Annotated in this window: 14 protein-coding genes; 7 read left to right on the forward strand and 7 right to left on the reverse strand. The window is 70.7% G+C overall.

Annotated elements, in window-relative coordinates; translation table 11 throughout:
• The first annotated feature begins 14 nt into the window (after window positions 1-14).
• A complete protein-coding gene (locus tag UA74_RS33300; protein WP_075763835.1) occupies window positions 15-677 on the forward strand; it encodes a glycosyltransferase in 663 nt (220 codons plus the stop codon).
• The gene (locus tag UA74_RS33305) at window positions 635-928 is read left to right on the forward strand and encodes a glycosyltransferase (protein WP_075763837.1); all 294 of its coding nucleotides are present in this window, start codon (window positions 635-637) and stop codon (window positions 926-928) included. Before UA74_RS33300 ends, UA74_RS33305 begins: the two co-directional genes overlap by 43 nt.
• On the opposite strand, the gene UA74_RS04340 is transcribed toward UA74_RS33305, so the two are convergent.
• The 3 genes from UA74_RS04340 to UA74_RS04350 form a co-directional block, all read right to left on the reverse strand.
• Window positions 916-1,359 carry an NUDIX domain-containing protein gene (locus tag UA74_RS04340; protein WP_198042919.1) on the reverse strand — a complete coding sequence of 148 codons (444 nt, stop codon included), beginning with the start codon at window positions 1,357-1,359 and terminating at the stop codon, window positions 916-918. The genes UA74_RS33305 and UA74_RS04340 overlap by 13 nt on opposite strands.
• Before the next feature lie 280 nt (window positions 1,360-1,639).
• Window positions 1,640-2,830, reverse strand: coding sequence for a cytochrome P450 family protein (locus UA74_RS04345; RefSeq protein WP_075763839.1), 1,191 nt, complete (start codon window positions 2,828-2,830; stop codon window positions 1,640-1,642).
• Between the two features lie 69 nt (window positions 2,831-2,899).
• Window positions 2,900-4,513 (reverse strand): DHA2 family efflux MFS transporter permease subunit, encoded by a 1,614-nt coding sequence (locus UA74_RS04350; RefSeq protein WP_198042920.1) that lies wholly within the window; start codon window positions 4,511-4,513, stop codon window positions 2,900-2,902.
• A 112-nt stretch (window positions 4,514-4,625) separates the two neighbouring features.
• Here UA74_RS04350 and UA74_RS04355 point away from each other — a divergent pair, with 112 nt between their 5' ends.
• On the forward strand, window positions 4,626-5,147 hold the full coding sequence (locus UA74_RS04355) for a MarR family winged helix-turn-helix transcriptional regulator (protein ID WP_075739113.1): 522 nt from the start codon (window positions 4,626-4,628) through the stop codon (window positions 5,145-5,147).
• Window positions 5,148-5,480: 333 nt separating this feature from the next.
• On the opposite strand, the gene UA74_RS04360 is transcribed toward UA74_RS04355, so the two are convergent.
• The 4 genes from UA74_RS04360 to UA74_RS04375 form a co-directional block, all read right to left on the reverse strand.
• Entirely contained in the window at window positions 5,481-6,707 is a 1,227-nt protein-coding gene (locus UA74_RS04360; RefSeq protein ID WP_075765948.1) for an FAD-dependent monooxygenase, read from the reverse strand.
• Between the two features lie 289 nt (window positions 6,708-6,996).
• Window positions 6,997-7,869 (reverse strand): ABC transporter permease subunit, encoded by an 873-nt coding sequence (locus UA74_RS04365; protein ID WP_083682914.1) that lies wholly within the window; start codon window positions 7,867-7,869, stop codon window positions 6,997-6,999.
• On the reverse strand, window positions 7,866-8,870 hold the full coding sequence (locus tag UA74_RS04370) for an ABC transporter ATP-binding protein (RefSeq protein WP_075763841.1): 1,005 nt from the start codon (window positions 8,868-8,870) through the stop codon (window positions 7,866-7,868). The genes UA74_RS04365 and UA74_RS04370 overlap by 4 nt, the downstream gene beginning before the upstream one ends.
• On the reverse strand, window positions 8,867-10,012 hold the full coding sequence (locus UA74_RS04375) for a LolA family protein (protein WP_075739117.1): 1,146 nt from the start codon (window positions 10,010-10,012) through the stop codon (window positions 8,867-8,869). Before UA74_RS04375 ends, UA74_RS04370 begins: the two co-directional genes overlap by 4 nt.
• A gap of 390 nt (window positions 10,013-10,402) precedes the next feature.
• Here UA74_RS04375 and UA74_RS04380 point away from each other — a divergent pair, with 390 nt between their 5' ends.
• The 4 genes from UA74_RS04380 to typA all read left to right on the forward strand — a co-directional run bounded on the left by UA74_RS04380 (window position 10,403) and on the right by typA (window position 16,407).
• Complete coding sequence (locus UA74_RS04380; protein WP_075739119.1) at window positions 10,403-11,137, forward strand: response regulator transcription factor; 735 nt, start codon at window positions 10,403-10,405, stop codon at window positions 11,135-11,137.
• The gene (locus UA74_RS04385; RefSeq protein WP_075739121.1) at window positions 11,134-12,468 is read left to right on the forward strand and encodes a sensor histidine kinase; all 1,335 of its coding nucleotides are present in this window, start codon (window positions 11,134-11,136) and stop codon (window positions 12,466-12,468) included. The genes UA74_RS04380 and UA74_RS04385 overlap by 4 nt, the downstream gene beginning before the upstream one ends.
• A gap of 628 nt (window positions 12,469-13,096) precedes the next feature.
• Window positions 13,097-14,209, forward strand: a complete 1,113-nt coding sequence (locus tag UA74_RS33310) for an NUDIX domain-containing protein (RefSeq protein WP_075763843.1) — start codon at window positions 13,097-13,099, stop codon at window positions 14,207-14,209.
• A gap of 284 nt (window positions 14,210-14,493) precedes the next feature.
• Window positions 14,494-16,407 (forward strand): translational GTPase TypA, encoded by a 1,914-nt coding sequence (gene typA, locus UA74_RS04395; protein ID WP_075739125.1) that lies wholly within the window; start codon window positions 14,494-14,496, stop codon window positions 16,405-16,407.
• The last annotated feature ends 16 nt before the right edge of the window (window positions 16,408-16,423 follow it).

Raw genomic sequence — 16,423 nt, forward strand, 5'->3', positions numbered from 1 at the left:
CGACTGCCGACCCCGTGCTCATCCTGGCGTTGGACGCCCCGTTCCTAGGGATCCCGCCGCTGCTTGCGCCGGAGACGCTTCCGAACCTGGTGCTGGTGCCGCGTTCCACCGCCCGCATCCACGCCCCGACCGATCGCGAGCGCATCGCCTGGGAGTCCTACGGGTTGCTCACCGCAGCCGAACACGGCAGCACCATTGCCACGATCTCCCAGTTCATGCATACCCACCTCGGGCGCGAATACCACATCCCCGACCACGCGCTTCGCGGACTGCCGGATGGGCTCAGCCCCTCGGACTGGCAGCTCAGCCTGCCCGCTGATCTTCCGGAACCGGCGTCGGCCGGATTCTTGTTCTCGATGGGCCGCGCCGTGCCTTACAAGGGATTCGATGACCTTCTCGACGCACTCACCGTTCTGCGCGCACAAGGCACCGCAGTCCCACACCTGGTGCTCGCTGCGGTCACCGACCATCCCGAACCCGGCGACTACCAACACCAGCTCGCCCGCACCATCGCCCGGCGGTGTCTGGACGTCACCCTGCTCACCCGGTTCGATCCCGACATCCGCTGCATGCTCGTTCACCCGGCCCTCGCCGCAGTGGTGGTGCCTTCGCGCGCTGAACCCTTCGGCCGTGTGTGCCTCTGGAGTCCTATGCCGCCGGAGCCGCTCCGGTCATAGCCACCACCGCTGGAGGGTTGGCCGAGCAAGTCGTCGACGGACGCACCGGATTCTCCGCCGCACCGAACAATCCAGTAAGCCTGGCCGCCGCCATCCGGCGTGGGCTTGCGCTCACTCCGGCCGGCCGCGACCGGATGCGTGATCGGGGCCGTCAATTCGCTGCGGCACACCATGACCACCCGCAGGCCGTCCGGATCTTCCTCGGACAGGTCGCACCGTGGCTCACCACGTCCGTCAGTCAGTCCACGTAGGACGCGGGCGCGGTCGGGTAGTAGACCGGGAGTCCCCACCAGTGCGCGGCGATCCGCGCTGCTGCCTGTGCCTGTGCTTGTCCCGACCGGCCCCACCTCAACAGACCGGGTGCCGTGTCTAGCGAGGTCATCAACCGGCCGAACAACCGACCACCATCAGGATCGGGGTGACGTGGACGGAACTCGCCGATCCGGCCGACGGCACGCACCAATGCACGCCAGTGGCCGTTGCGCTGCACCTGTTCATAGCCGAGGAAGACCACATCGACCACCGTGACCTGGGATTCTTCCAGTGCCTCGCGCACGAGCGTGGCCACCGGGTCCGCATCGGCAAGCTCGGGGGAACCGCCGGGCAGATTAAATCCGTCCCCGGTTTCCTGCACCAGCACTCGGCCCACATCGTCCAGCAGCCAACCGTAGACCTGTGCCACCGGCAATCCGCCTGGAACCGGCTTCGGACACCATGCGAAGTCGCGCTCGGCGATCGCTGCCATGACTGCCGATCGTAGCCACCGATCCGCAGCCCAGCGCCGAGCCTCGCCGATCGACCCGGTGGACTCGCTGCGTACCACGTGCACCACCACGCTGGCGGTGACGCACGACCACGATGGTGCCCTCATCTTGGCCGATCGAGTTGCCGTGATGCACGAGGGCAGGCTGATTCAGATCGGCCGTCCGATGAGGTCTGACGCAACCCATCCCGACGGCCGCTCAGCCGGTCAGCACGACCGGGAGGACGACGAGTCGGTTTCCCTGAATCCCGCCCAGGCCCGACTGCCGGAGTCCGCCGTGCGGGACGGTGAGCCGGGCCCGAGGGAAGTCCTGGCGAAGCACCGTGGCCACCGCGCGCAGTTCGAGCAGCGCGAGCTGCGCCCCGATGCAGAAGTGGGCGCCCGCACCGAAGGTGAGGTCCGGGCCGGGGGAGCGAGCCGGAGCGGTGTCGATGCCCTGGATGTCGATGAGCACGGGTGCCCTGGCGGGCAGGCGCACACCCGCGAGTTCGATCTCCGTCGTGGTGAACCTCCAGAGGGTGAACGGCGCAGGCGGGTTCCGCCGCAGCGTCTCGCGGACCAGCTCGTCGACGGAGCCCGGCCCCGAGGCTAGGACGTTCTCGTTCCCCCCGGCGCCGGGGTCGTCGCGCTCGCCGAGCAGTCGCGCGATCAGGAAGCCGATGGAGGCGTCGGTGGTGAGCTGACCGGCGAAGATCAACCCGAACAGGTGGTAGTGCAGCTCCTGCGGCGTCGTGCCCGCAGGCATTCGATCGCGCAGTTCGGCGGCGAGGCCCCTCCCACCGTCCTGGAGTCCGGCGGCGGCGAGACCGGCGATCGCCGCGATGGCCTCCTGCTGCGCGTCCGGCTCGTCGTCGAGCATCCGTCGGCAGGCGTCGATGGCCTCGTCGAGGCGATCGAGCGGGATGCCGAGCAGGTCGAGCAGGACGGTGAGGGGATAGCGGATGGTGAAGTCCGCCATCAGATCGACCACCGCGCCGTGCGCGGCGATCCCGGTGAGCAGCTGTCTGGCGATGGCGTGAATCCGGGGGGACTGTTCGCCGATCCTGCGGGCGCTGAAGAGCGGAGCGTGGGCGCGGCGCAGCCGAGCGTGCTCGGGACCGTCCAGGGTGGTGAGGGAGGGCTGCTCTGCGGCGGTCTGCTCGAGCCCGGCGGTCATTCGATCCCAGTACAGGGGTGCCATCGCGGGGTCCTTGACGATCTGGGGATGAGCACAGACTTCCCTGGCCAGGGCCTCCTCGGTCACGATCCACGCCGGGCCGCCTGCGGGGGCGGTGACCTGGACGATCGGCCCGGCCTGGCGCAACGCGGTGCGCACCGGGTCGGGCGCGGTGATGCTGCGCGTGGTCGGAGTGAACGGTGCGATGTGGTCGCGATCCGGGACGGCGGTCATGGTGTCTCTCCCTCGGGGCGATGCGGGGTCGGGTGCAGCGGTCTCGTCGAGACGAGGTGACGGGCGAGATCAGGACCGGGCTCGGTCGGCGGGCCGGCCGGCCTCCCTCGGCCTCGGCATGGTCGCGGCGGGGATGAGCGTGGTGGCCACCAGACCGAGTACGAGCAGACCGACGGCGAGGTGGCTGACTACGGAGACGCCCCGGGACATCGCCGCGTCGGCGGCCTGGGCGACCGCGACAGTGTCCGGGTCGGCGGCCAGGCGCGCGATCACCGCACCCGCGCTGTCGGTGACCTGGGCGGCGAACTGATCGGACTCGCCGGGCGGTGTCCCGGCGGCGGTCAGGCGACGGTGTAGGTCGCCGCTGAGGGTGCTGAAGAACGCGGTGGTCAGCGCCGCGATGCCGAGGGCGGAGCCCAGCTCGCGCGCGGCGCTCGACACGGCGGAGCCCTGGTTGGCGCTGCGGGCGGGCACGTCGGCGAGGACGACGTTGGTGACCTGGGCGGTGGCGAAGCCGACGCCGACGCCGTAGACGAACAGCGATGCCGCGATCACCCACCACGAGCTGTCGGTGGCGGCCGTCCAGCCCAACACGGCGAGCCCCGCGATCTCCAGGGCCAGCCCGAGACGGACGAGCCCCAGCGGTGAGACGGCGGACATCCCGAACGCAGCACCGCTGGCCACGAGACTCCCCACGGCCAGCGGCAGGAGGGCTAGGCCTGCCTGGAGCGCGCTGTAGTCGAGGGTGAACTGAAGCCACAGCGGCAGCACCGCCACGATCCCGAACTCGCCCATGCTGATGATCAGCGCGGCGATGCTGCCGTTGCGAAACGAGCTGATCGAGAACAGCCGTGCGTCCATCAGCGGCTGTCGGGTGCCTGCCCGGCCGAGGGCGAGCTGCCGCCGCACGAAGAGGACCAGGGCCGCCGTCGCCGTCAGCAGCGCCACCAGGACCGGGGACGGCCCGCGATCCCAGGTCAGCCCCGCGACCGTCAACGGTGTGACGGTGGTGAACCAGCCGTAGACGCGACCCTCGACGAGGGCGAAGGCCAACAGGCCGAGCCCGATGATCGACAGCACTGCGCCGGGGACGTCGATGCGACCCCGGCTGCGCGGTGACGGCGGAAGGAACGCGCGGACGCCGAGCACGATCAGCACCCCGAGCGGGATGTTGATGCCGAACGCCCATCGCCAGGAGATCTCGGCGAGAAGGCCGCCCAGCAGCGGACCGAGCGCCGCGGCCGCTCCGATCGTCGATCCCCACACTGCGAAGGCCCGCCCTCGGTCCCGACCGGTGAAGGCGGCGTTCATCAACGCCAGCGACGTCGGCAGGATCAGTGACGCCGCCGTGCCCTGAAGGACTCGCGCCGTCAGCAGCGCCTCGCCCCCGGGTGCGAGTGCCGCGAGCACACTCGCCGCGCTGAACGCCGTGACGCCGACGAGGAAGACCCGCCGGGCGCCCACCAGGTCCGCGATGCGGCCGACCAGCAGCAACAGCGCGGCGAAGACGATGACATAGGACTCCTGGATCCACTGGACGTCGCTCGAGCCGATGCCGAGGTCGTCGATGATCGACGGGACGATCACCGTGACGATCGTGGTGTCGACCACGATCAACGCCACCCCGAGAGTGACCGCGATCAAGCCGAGCCAACGATGCATCGGCGGGTGCTGGGCGGTCATATTTCCCCTTCGCCATGAAGTAACTTCACCATGAAGGTAAATCCGAGGACGGTAGATTGTCAACGCGCGCAGTCGGGTGTGGACGGCGGCAAAACGGGAGGCGGAACGGCGGATGACAGCGGGACCACGGCCGGAGGACGTCGGCGCGCACTCCGCCCGGCTCATGGACGGGCTGCGGGCCTTCGGCGCCAACTACACGGAGTTCACCGGCCGATTCGCCACCTGGCTGGGGCTGCACTCGACCGACGCCACCGCACTCGTCGAGATCCTCTACGCCGAGGACAAGGGCACGCCGTTGTCGCCGAGCCAGGTCGGCGAGCGGCTCGCGCTGACCTCGGGCGCCACGACGAACCTGCTCAACCGCCTGGAGCGGCTCGGCCACATCGTCCGCACCAGGGAACACGCCGACCGGCGCATCGTGACCCTGCGCAGCAGCTCACGCATCGAGGGACCCGCCCGCGAGTTCTTCGCCGCCCTGAGCAGCAGGCTCGACAGCCTGGTCGCCCAGTACCCGCCCGAGCAGCTCGACGAGTTCGACGGCTTCCTCCGCCGCCTCCGCGACACGATGAACGACCTGCTCGCCGAGCCCGTTCCGCCGAGGACTCCCGGCGAGGGCGAGGTGGAGGGGTCTTAGAGCCTGTTTTTGATCCCCCTCCGTCGTGAGCGGGGATCAGCGTGGATGAGCTGCAAGGCGGAGGAAGGAGACATAACGGAGTTATGTTGACTGACGACAACGCCGCAGATCGCCGCGCTGGCCCCGCGCAACAGGAAAGCGGGGATCAAGAACAGGCTCTTAGGGTGCGTGGGGTCGTCGGCTCCGTCAGCGGGTACGACCGTGGGCGGTGCGCCTGCGATGGGGGTCGTAGTCGCGAGACCTGATCGGGGACACAGCGAACGCCCATGAACGTCGAGAGATCCGCGAGGGTCGCTGCCCGATGGCCCGATCCTTCAGCGGCGACCGCGTCTCCTAGGTGGAGATCCGCACCGCGTACTCCTTCACCTGCCCGAACAGCCGGAGCAGTTCGGTAGGTGCTGCGGTGAGGAGTCGGCTGCGTAGTCCGGTGGGTGCTAGCGCCAGGAGACGAAATCTCTGCCGCAGCACCCAACGCCCGAATCGACCAGGTCCGAGTTGGCTGTGCAACAGCGCCGGGCCGATCTCCTGCCACCTGCCGACGACGTCGCGCATCTCCTGCTCGTATCGGGCGAAGCCCAGTCGGTGATCGCCGTCCGCAGCGGCCAGCTCGCCTGCCAGGACGTGCGCCCCCATGATCGCCAGCGTCGCCCCGCAGCTGACGGCGCCGCCGGTCGCGTAGCCCGCGTCGCCGACCAGGGTCGTCCGCCCGCGCGACCAGGTGTCCATCCGCACCTGACTGACGGCGCCGAAGCGGAACGCTTCGGCGCCCGCACGATGATCGAGCACCTTGGCTGTCTCCTCGTCCGCATCGGCGAAGGCGGCGTGGATCAGCCGTCGCTGGTCAGCGGGGTCTCGGAGGTCCGACTCCGGCTGCTCGTCTGCCAGGAAGACGGCCACCGTCAGTGCTCGACCGGAATCGTCGCGGGGATATCCGATGACGGAACGGCCGGGCGAGTGCTGCATCGAGAGACGGTCGACCGCGCGCGATTCGTCCAGATGCCTGATGACGCATTGATACGCGCCGAGATGGCGTTCGTGCCGGGCGCTCGCGCCGAAAGCCAGCTCCCGCACCTTGGAGTGCAGTCCGTCGGCGCCGATGACCAGGTGGAACTCGCGTGGGTCGCTGCGGTCGAAGGTGACGTGAACCCCGTCGGAGTGTTCTTCGAGGTGTTGGATCGAGTCGTCGAAGAGGTGCTCGACGTCTGGTGTGGATCGTCGATGCAGGATCTCGACCAGGTCGTCCCGCATGATCTCGATGTGTCGATCGGAGCTGCCACCCGTGATGGCCGTGATATCGACATCGATCGCACGGCCCTTCGGACCGAGGTGGGAGATCGTCTTGATCGCGGTGCGCGCCTGCCACACCGAGCCGAGTACACCGAGGTCGTGGAGGACGTCGACGGCGGGGCCGTAGATGTCTGCCTCGACGCCCGGAACTCCCGGTGCGGGCATCCGGTCGACGACGGTCGGATTGAATCCGTGCCGTCTCAGCATGCAGGCCAGGACCGGCCCTGCGATACCCGCGCCGGAGATCAGGATGTCGGTATTCGTGGGTGCCATGCCTGGTGCTCCCTCAGCGCCGCGCATCTTCGGATCTTTCACCGAGAAGGTGAATTGTGCGTCGATGCGCGGGAACGACCGCAGCCGGGATCCCCCTGTGAACGCCTCCGTCTCTTGTCTGCCCGGATTCCCGCCTGCCTCGGCGACCGACCCCCGACGACCGGTCGCCGAACCCCGGCGTGGCTGCCCGATCACGAAGAACCACAGCCGGAGTTGCCCGCAGGTCCCCCGGACGATCTGCGGGCACAGCACACGCCCGTCCCCGACGGGGCTCGCTCGATTCGGCCTCTCAGTAGTCCTTGGAGTTCATTCGCCACACCGTCAGCGAGAGGCCGATCAGGATGTAGCAGCCTGCCCGCCAGAGACTCGTGGTCAGGTCTGTGAAATCCATCGGATCTTCGATGACCGTGAGCTGTGCAGGCATCCAGCGATGGGTGAGGACCGCCGGATGCAACCACTCCAACGACGGAAACCCGGTGACGAGCTGGAAACCGATGAACCCGCCCATCACGCTGGCCGTCACGACGATCGGTCGTTCGGTCGCCGAGGACACGGCCAGCGCGATGGCGCCCACCGCGAAGACCTGGATCGTCGCCCAGCCTGCGATCAGCGCGATCCGCAGCAGCGATTCCCCGAGACCGACCGTGGCGCCGGAATCGGTGATCATCGCGTCCCCGCCTAGAAGCAGGATGCCCACGATCAGGCCGACCACGACGACCACAGCCACTGACAGCGCGCTGAAGACGAAGAGGCTGATCGTCTTGACCAGGACCAGCCTGCCCCGGCTCACCGGTGCCAGCAGCAGCCCCCGCAGGGTGCCCGCAGCGGCCTCGCCCGCGAAGCTGTCCGCCGCGATCACGCTGATCAGCAGTGGTAGCAGCAGCGCGAGCGACATGGTCAGCGCCATCACGCTGAGCAGCGCGCCGCTGCCGCTCACCGCCTCCATCAGGAAGTCGCCGCCGGGCTCGTTGCGCGACAGAACCGTCGCCACGCCCATTAGCACCGGGATCAGTGCGAGCAGGCCGAGTGCGACCAGCGTGCGCGGCCTGCGGAGCATCAGACGCAGCTCGGCGGCGAGCAGCCTGCCGAAGGGCGCGGCGGCGCGACCTGTCGCGACGGGGAGCGCGCTGGTCAGTGGTCGAATTGTCCCGGTGGCACTCATCCGGTCGGCTCCTCGCTGTCCGATTCCGTGACCAGGGCGAAGAAGTCCTCCAGCCCGGTGCGGTGGGGACGCGCCTCGTAGATCGCGATGTCGGCCCGCGCCAGCGTCGCGATCACGACGGGGGCGGTGACGTCGATGAGTTCGGCGCGCAGCCCGTCGCCCTCGCTGCGGGCGGGGATGCCTGCGGCACGCAGAGTCTCGACGCCGTGCTCGGCGTCGGGTGTCGTCACGAGCAGTGTCGCGGTGCTCGCGGCCAGCAGCTCGTCCAGGCCGCCCTGCGCCACCAGAACACCGCGATTGAGGACGGCGACGTGCGTGCAGGTCGCCTCGATCTCGGCGAGCAGGTGCGAGGAGACGATCACGGTGGTGCCTGCCTGGTGCAGTTCGGCGATCACCTGTCGGATCTCCCGGGTGCCCGCCGGGTCGAGCCCGTTGGTGGGTTCGTCGAGCACGACCAGGCTGCGCGGCACCAGCAGCGCCGCCGCGAGCCCCAGCCGCTGCTTCATCCCGAGCGAGTAACCCCGGTAGGCCCGATCGGCCGCATCGGTGAGCCCGACCCGCTCGATGGCCTCCGTGACCGCCTGCCGCGTGTGCCGCGTCTCGATCAGCGGCTCCGCCGCCGCAGCTCGGCGCAGGTTGTCCCGCCCGGAGAGGTGCGAGTGGAAGCCGGGACCCTCGACCATCGCCCCGACCGTCGGGAGAACCTGACCAGTCTCCTCGGGCATCGCGTGACCGAACAGTTCGACGGTGCCCTCGGTGGGGCGGATCAGGCCGAGCAGCATCCGGATGGTCGTCGTCTTGCCCGAGCCGTTCGGACCCAACATGCCCAGCACCGAACCCGCCGGGACGTCCAGGTCGACCCGATCGACCGCCACCGTGCGGCCGTAGGTCTTGCGCAGGCCTCGGGTGCGGGCCGCCCACCGGGTGCCCTCGGCGTGGTCGGTCGGCGCGGGGGTGGAGCCGGCCGAAGCCGACTCCACCGAGAGGTCCGAGGACGTCACCGGGTCTCCTCAAGCGCCTCGGTGAGCACCTGCGCGGGAACGGCACCGGCGGCGATCCGACCGTCGTCGGTGACGATCGCGGTGATCACTGCGGTGCTGAAGAGCTGACCCTCGCCCCACTCGCCGCTGACCGGCTCGCTGAGGCCCTCGGGCAGCTGCTCGAAGTCGATGTCCTGGCCTGCCGCGCCCTCGGCCTGATCGAGCTGGAACACCAGGACGGAGTCCCAACCGTCGCCGAAGACCTCCCACTCGGTCGCGGCCCCGGTGTCTGCGGGGTCGGTGGCTGCGGGGTCGGACTCCTCGACGGCGTCGAGCTCGGCCGGGTCGTCCGAGTGCGGCTCGAGCTCATCGAGGTCCTGCACTGTGGCGCCCTCGGGCGGCTGGAAGGTGAAGTCCTCGGGGTCCTGCTCGCCGAACTCGACGTCGGTGAAGCCGAGCTCCAGGACCGAGTCGTCCGATCCGTTGCCCAGCACGGTGACCCGCAGCGGCACCCGCGTCTCCGAGTCGACCGCCACCCGCACCTCGCGCAGCAGCGTGCGCTCCTCGGGGCTCGGGGCCAGCGCCAGCTCATAGGCGTCGCGGCCAGCGACCGAGGCGGTGCCGTCGACGGTGACGCTGCTGATCTCGCGCAGCTGCTCCACGGCGGAGCGCGCCACGGCCGTCGGGTCCTCCGGCACGACCTGGTGGCCCTCCGGATCGGGCACGCCCGCCATGCCCTCCGACGACTCGGACGTCATGGAGCTCTTCACGACCGTCTGCTGGTCGGCGTTCCATTCCCAGAGGGTCTCGCCGTCGTGGACCGTCGTCGTCGTCCCCCTGCCGGTGCCCATGATCATCCGGAAGCGCTCGCCGCCGTCGCTGGCGATCTGCGCCTGAGTGCCGGAGAGCGACTCGAGCCCGTCCATGGCCCCGCCTGCCAGCCCACCCACCGAGGGCAGCCCCAGGTTGTTCTCCAGGGCCACCGTGCCGGCGAACGCCGGGGTCTCGGCGGTGAGCATCGACTCGACCAATGCCTCGGGCGAGATCTCGGGGAGCGAGGGTGCCTGGTCGGCGCCTGCGGGCATCGCCAGCCAGAACAGACCGGCCGTCCCGGCCAGCACGCCGGTCGCGGCCGCTCCTGCAGTCATCTTCCGTTTCTGCATCAGTTCCTCCTGAGCTGTCCTCGACGCTGTCGTCGTGGTGCCATCAGCCTGGACGGCGCTGCCTGAGAAGGCGCTGAGACGAGCAGTCCACCGGCGGCCGTCGAGATGCGACGGCGACCAGAACGACGGTATCACCGCAGGTCAGTGCAGGTCTTATGTGATGAGTGTCGTGCTGAGAGTCCGCTGAGGGAACTGGATCACCTCGCCGCCTCGTGACGTCGATCGATGCCGTCGTCTCCAGGTATCGGAGCCGGCCGTTCTCAGCAGTCGAGTCCGCCCGGCACAGCGGCACCGCCGCCGGGACCGGGCCTCGGCGGACCGGAGATCCTTCGCTGAGGATGAGCTGAGAGGAGCACGGCCGCGCCTGCCCGAGGGTGCATTCTGAGAGACGTGCAACCACGTGTGCTCGTAGCCGATGACGAACCCGGTGTTCGCCGGGCACTGGAGCGAGGCCTCGGCGCGGAGGGGATGGACATCGTCACCGCAGGCACCGGCCCGCAGGCGCTCCGGCTGGCCCAGACGGGTTCGTTCGACGCGGTGCTGCTGGACATCATGCTGCCGGGCCTCTCCGGCTATCGGGTGCTCGAGCGGCTCCGCGCCGCCGGGATCGCGACGCCCGTCATCCTCGTCTCGGCCAAGGACGGCGAGGTGGACCAGGCGGACGGACTCGACCTCGGTGCCGACGGGTACGTGGTGAAGCCCTTCTCCTTCCTGGTCCTGCTCGCCCAGCTCCGCGCGGTGTTACGGCGGGCGGGCACGCGGACGGAGGAGACGGTGATCAGCGTCAGTCACCTGCGGCTCGACACCGCGACCCGGCGGGTCAGCTGGCAGGACAGCGAGGTCTCGTTGAGTCCTCGGGAGTACGAGGTGCTCACGGTGCTGCTGCGACGGGTGGGCTCGGTCGTCACCAAGGACGAGCTGCTTCAGGAGGTGTGGGGCGACTCGGAGGCGGTCACCCGCAACGTCGTCGAGGTCTACGTCGGCTACCTGCGACGCAAGCTCCAGGCCGTCGGTGCGCAGGAGGTGGTCCGCACCGTGCGCGGGCACGGCTACCTCGCCGACGAACCAGACTCGTCGCCCGGCGCCGCCCGACCGGAGCGCGGTGGCACCCCGCGCGGCCGATGAGGGTGTCCCCGCTGCGCGGCTGGTGGCGTCGACGCTCCCTGCCCGCCCGAATCACGATGATCACCAGCTCGGTGACCGCGCTGTTCCTGGCGTTGATCGTCGTGGGCAGCACGGCGGTGATCGGCCAGGTGGTCGTGCGGTCGGTCGATCCCGATCTCCAACAGGCCCTGCTCGCCGCGTCGAGTCGGGTCGGCGAGGGACTTTCCCCCGAACAGCCGAACAGCGTCACGAGCATCCGCGTCCTGGACACGGCGGGCACCCCGGTCGACGGACAGCCCGCCCCGCAGCTCTCCGCAGCTGAGCTGGAACGGCTGCGCAGCGGCGAACTCGTCCTCAACAGCACTTATGACCCCGCCCGACGGTGGACGGGCAACGTGGTGCCCACCCCCGACGGCACGCCGCGCCTGGTGCTGGCGGCCACCGACCTCGTCGGCTTCGCCGCGATGCTGCGATCCGGGCTGATCCTGGTCTCGGTGAGTGCCGTGCTGGCCGTGGCGGCGGTCGCCGTCGTCACGGTCTTGTCGGTCCGAGGCTCGCTGCGCTCGGTCCGTCGGATGCGCAACGCCTCCGTCGGCCTGCCGACCGGCGCCCGACTGCCGGTGCCGAACACGCGCGACGAGCTGAGCGCGCTCGCCGACTCCTTCAACGACCTGCTGGCCCGGCGCGACGAGGCGGTGGGCAGGCTTCGGCGCTTCACCGGGGACGCCGCCCACGAGCTGCGCTCGCCCGTCACGTCGATCCGGGCGCAGGCCGAGGTGGCGGTGCTGCATCCCGATCCGCAGCACTCCATGGAGGTGCTCGAAGAGGTCGTCCGAGAGACGGAACGCCTGACCATGCTCGTCGAGGACCTGCTCGCCCTGGCGCGCTCCGACGCGGGCGACGTCCGAGAGACCCGTGCCGTCGCGCTGCCGCAGATCGCCCGCCGGGTCACCGACCGCCATCGTGGCGGCCGGGTCCGGGTGGTGCTGTATGCCCCGGTTGCGGTGTCGGTGCTCGCCGATCCGGTCGAGGTCGATCGAGTGCTGGAGAACCTGGTGGCCAACGCGGTGCGCCATGCCAGGCTGCTGGTCCGGGTGACCGTCCTGCCCTTCGGGCGCTTCGGCAGGCTGCTGGTGGACGACGACGGGCCGGGCATCGAGGCCGAGCACCGCAGCCAGGTGTTCGATCGCTTCTACCGCCTGGAGGGCGACCGGGCGCGGGAGACCGGCGGGACGGGCCTCGGCCTGGCGCTGGTGTCCGAGGCCGTGAGCAGACGCGGCGGATCGGCCTCGGTGCACACCGCGCCAGAGGGCGGCGCCCGCTTCCAGGTGACCTGGCCCACGGCCATCTGATGAGCCGGGCGCCCGTATCGAGCGGGCAGGGGGAGCGCCGTCGCGGTCGCCGGGACGGCGCGAGACTCTGCGATCAAGTGACGTGGATCACGTGGTAGAGAATGACTTCCGCGTCTGACGAACCTGCACGTCAGCAAGTATCGGCCCCGCACACGCGGGGATGGACCGCCCGGCAGCCCGGCCCGGCCGAACAGCTCGCCATCGGCCCCGCACACGCGGGGATGGACCCCGGCCCATCTCGACACCGACGCCGCGAACGGCATCGGCCCCGCACACGCGGGGATGGACCGGCCACGCCTGCCGCGCCCGCCACTTCCGAGGAATCGGCCCCGCACGCGGGGATGGACCGCTCACGCGGCAGCGCGAGACGCTGGCGCGGCGATCGGCCCCGCACACGCGGGGATGGACCCGACGCGGCCTACGTCCCGCGCTACGTTGGCCCGTCGGCCCAGCAGCACCAACACGCACGGCTGAGCCCCACGGCACGGGCCTGTGCCCGCCTGGGAGCCATCCCGGCCGCACTCGGGTCCTCGCCGTGCGCCACGGCACGGTGGCGGCCAGGGGGCGGGCAGGCGTACCGGGCCGGGCGCCCCCATCCGAGGCGCGGCGGTGGTGTAAGGATCGCGGGGTGCCGTTGCTGCGAACCTCCACGCTGATCGAGGCCGAGCCGCCCACCGTCGCCGCCGCCCTGCGGATGAATCTCGAGGCGGCACGCACCGAGGCCGCCGGGGTGCGCATCGAGACGGCGGGCGGGCGTGCCCTGCTGGGTGAGGGCGACCTGCTGAGCTTCGACGTCCCCACCTGGCTGGGGGCCCGCGTGCCGGTGCGGACCAGGCTGACCACGGTGCGGCCGACCGAGCTGCGGGCCGAGGCGGTGCCCGGGTCGCGGTGGCAGCTCGACCATCGGATCACCCTCGCGGTGACCGGGGCGGGCACGCTGCTCACCGAGTCGCTGCGCTGGTCCTGGACCGGTGGAGCGCTGGACGGGCTGCTCGACGCCGTCGCGGCCCGTCGAATGATCCTGCGCCTGTTCGCCGCCAGGGAGACTTCGGTCCGGGCGGTCGCCGGGCGCCTGCGGGACGCCGAGGTGGTCGTCGGCGCCGCGGTGCTGCGGGGCGCGACGGTGCTGGCCGCGCAGCGGGCGAAGCCGTCCTCGCTGGCCGGGCGCTGGGAGCTGCCGGGCGGCTCGGTCGAGTCGGGGGAGACGGAACAGGACGCCGTGAAACGGGAATGCCGGGAAGAACTGGGCGTGCGGGTTCGGGTGGGCGCCCGGATCGGCCCCGACCTGCCGCTGCGGGACGGGCGGGTGCTGCGGATCTACCTCGCCCAGCTCGAGAAGGGGCAGGCTCCCGCACCGGACCGGGCGAAGTACGACGGAGCAGGCTCGGACGGCCCCGGCGTGGTCGTGCCAGGACCGGCCGGGCCGGGCGACGGCGGCCAGGGGCCTGCGGGCTCGACCCCCGTCGCCGCCGACCCGGTACAGTCCGAACCCGGTGACCTCGCCGCGGCCCGCCCGCCCGCAGGCTCCCGCCCGCCGGACGATGGCGCCGGGGGTGCCGCCGCCCGTCCCGAGGCTGCGGAACCGGAGGCCCGCGAGCACCGGGAGCTTCGGTGGCTGCCCGCCGACCGGCTCGGCGAGGTCGACTGGCTGCCCGCCGACCTGGACGTCCTGCCCGACCTGGGGCGACTGCTCACCGAGCGTGCCGCACGACGTCGCACGAAGGAGGGAATTCCGCGCTGAGGAACCACGCCGCGACCCGGCTGGGAGCGGTCGGAGCGCGGCAGGCGAGCCGGGGGTCCGCCGTCCGGGGCGCGGCCCGTCCGGCGGCGGTGACCGGCGGATTTCGCGGCGGCGTGACCAAGCAGGCAGCGGGCCGGTCGCCTGGGCGCGGTAGTCTGTGCTAGGCCGCGAGTGCGCATCGCCGGCGGCCGCAGAACCATCTAGCGAGTCAGCAGCGACTCACAGCCGAGTCGTCGAGACTCACAGCCCTTCTCCACCCCCAGCAATTCATCAGGAGCTTCCGCGTGCCCGCCTCCAGCGTCGCCACCGCCGAGCTGACCAGGACCGATCTTCGTAACATCGCCATCGTGGCCCACGTCGACCACGGCAAGACCACGCTGGTCGACGCGATGCTGCGTCAGTCGGGTGCCTTCTCCGACCGCGCCGAGCTCGTCGACCGAGTCATGGACTCGGGCGAACTCGAACGCGAGAAGGGCATCACGATCCTCGCGAAGAACACGGCGATCCGCCGGGAGACGCCGCAGGGTCCGGTGACCATCAACGTGGTCGACACCCCCGGCCACGCCGACTTCGGCGGCGAGGTCGAGCGCGGCCTGTCCATGGTCGACGGCGTCGTCCTCCTCGTCGACGCCAGCGAGGGACCGCTGCCGCAGACCCGGTTCGTGCTGCGCAAGACGCTGGCCGCCGGACTGCCCGTCGTCCTGGTCGTCAACAAGGTCGACCGCCCGGACGCCCGGATCGCCGAGGTGGTCGAGGAGACCCACGACCTGCTGCTCGACCTCGCAGGCGACCTCGACCAGGTCGATCTCGACCTCGACGCCCTGCTTGACCTCCCCGTCATCTACGCCTCGGCTCGCGCCGGTCGCGCCAGCCTGACGGCCCCGGAGGACGGCGGACTACCGGACAGCGAGGACCTCACTCCGCTGTTCGACGTGCTCATGGAGCACGTGCCCGCCCCCACCGGCGACCCGGACGCGCCGCTGCGCGCGCTGGTCACCAACCTGGACGCCTCGAACTTCCTCGGCCGGATCGCGCTGTGCCGGGTGCACGCGGGACGCATCCGCAAGGGCGCGACCGTCTCCTGGTGTCGTGAGGACGACACGGTGTCGCGGGTCAAGGTCACCGAGCTGCTGATGGCCAAGGCGTTGGACCGCGTTCCCGCCGAAGAGGCCGTCGCGGGCGACCTGGTCGCCATCGCGGGCATCCCGGACATCACCATCGGCGACACCCTCGCCGACCTGGAGGACCCGCAGCCGCTGCCCAGGATCACCGTCGACGAGCCCGCCATCTCGATGACCATCGGCGTGAACACCTCGCCGCTGGCCGGTCGCAACGGCGGCACCAAGCTCACCGCGCGGCTGCTGAAGAGCAGGCTCGACTCCGAACTGGTCGGCAATGTCAGCGTGCGGGTGCTGCCCACCGAGCGGCCGGACACCTGGGAGGTGCAGGGCCGAGGCGAGCTGGCCCTGGCCATCCTCGTCGAGCAGATGCGGCGGGAGGGCTTCGAGCTGACCGTCGGCAAGCCGCAGGTCGTCACGCGGATGATCGACGGCAAGCTGCACGAGCCGTTCGAGCGGCTCACCATCGACATCCCCGAGGAGTTCCTCGGCGCCCTGACCCAGCTCCTGGCCAACCGCAAGGGTCAGATGGAGCAGATGGGCGGCCACGGCAGCGGTCGGATGCGGCTCGACTACCTGATCCCGGCCCGAGGCCTGATCGGCTTCCGCACCGAGTTCCTCACCGAGACGCGCGGGACCGGCATCGCCAACCACGTCTTCCACGGCTACGAGCGCTGGGTCGGCGAGCTGCGCACCCGGCACAGCGGCTCCCTGGTTTCGGACCGGACCGGCGCGGTGACGGCGTACGCGATGATCCAGCTCGCCGACCGGGGAACCTTCTTCGTCGAGCCCGGCGTCGACGCCTACGAGGGCATGGTCGTGGGGGAGAGCCCCAGGGCAGAAGACCTGGACATCAACGTCACGCGCGAGAAGAAGCTCACCAACATGCGCTCCTCCTCCGGTGACGAGCTGGAGCGGCTGGCCAGGCCGCGCAAGCTCGGCTTGGAGGAGGCGCTGGAGTTCTGCTCCTCGGACGAGTGCGTCGAGGTCGCTCCGGAGGTCATCCGGGTGCGCAAGCTGATCCTCGACTCCACGCAGCGCGGTCGGGAGCGGGCCCGCAGCAAGGCCCGCGACGCCTGAGCAGAGCAACGCGCGG

It is taken from the genome of Actinoalloteichus fjordicus, from assembly GCF_001941625.1.
GTDB lineage: Bacteria > Actinomycetota > Actinomycetes > Mycobacteriales > Pseudonocardiaceae > Actinoalloteichus_A > Actinoalloteichus_A fjordicus.

Coding starts and splice junctions, on each gene's coding strand:
- UA74_RS04345 (WP_075763839.1), bottom strand. CDS start 2,830: ATGACCGCCGTCCCGGATCGCGACCACATCGCACCGTTCACTCCGACC.
- UA74_RS04350 (WP_198042920.1), bottom strand. CDS start 4,513: ATGACCGCCCAGCACCCGCCGATGCATCGTTGGCTCGGCTTGATCGCG.
- UA74_RS04355 (WP_075739113.1), top strand. CDS start 4,626: ATGACAGCGGGACCACGGCCGGAGGACGTCGGCGCGCACTCCGCCCGG.
- UA74_RS04360 (WP_075765948.1), bottom strand. CDS start 6,707: ATGGCACCCACGAATACCGACATCCTGATCTCCGGCGCGGGTATCGCA.
- UA74_RS04365 (WP_083682914.1), bottom strand. CDS start 7,869: ATGAGTGCCACCGGGACAATTCGACCACTGACCAGCGCGCTCCCCGTC.
- UA74_RS04375 (WP_075739117.1), bottom strand. CDS start 10,012: ATGCAGAAACGGAAGATGACTGCAGGAGCGGCCGCGACCGGCGTGCTG.
- UA74_RS04385 (WP_075739121.1), top strand. CDS start 11,134: ATGAGGGTGTCCCCGCTGCGCGGCTGGTGGCGTCGACGCTCCCTGCCC.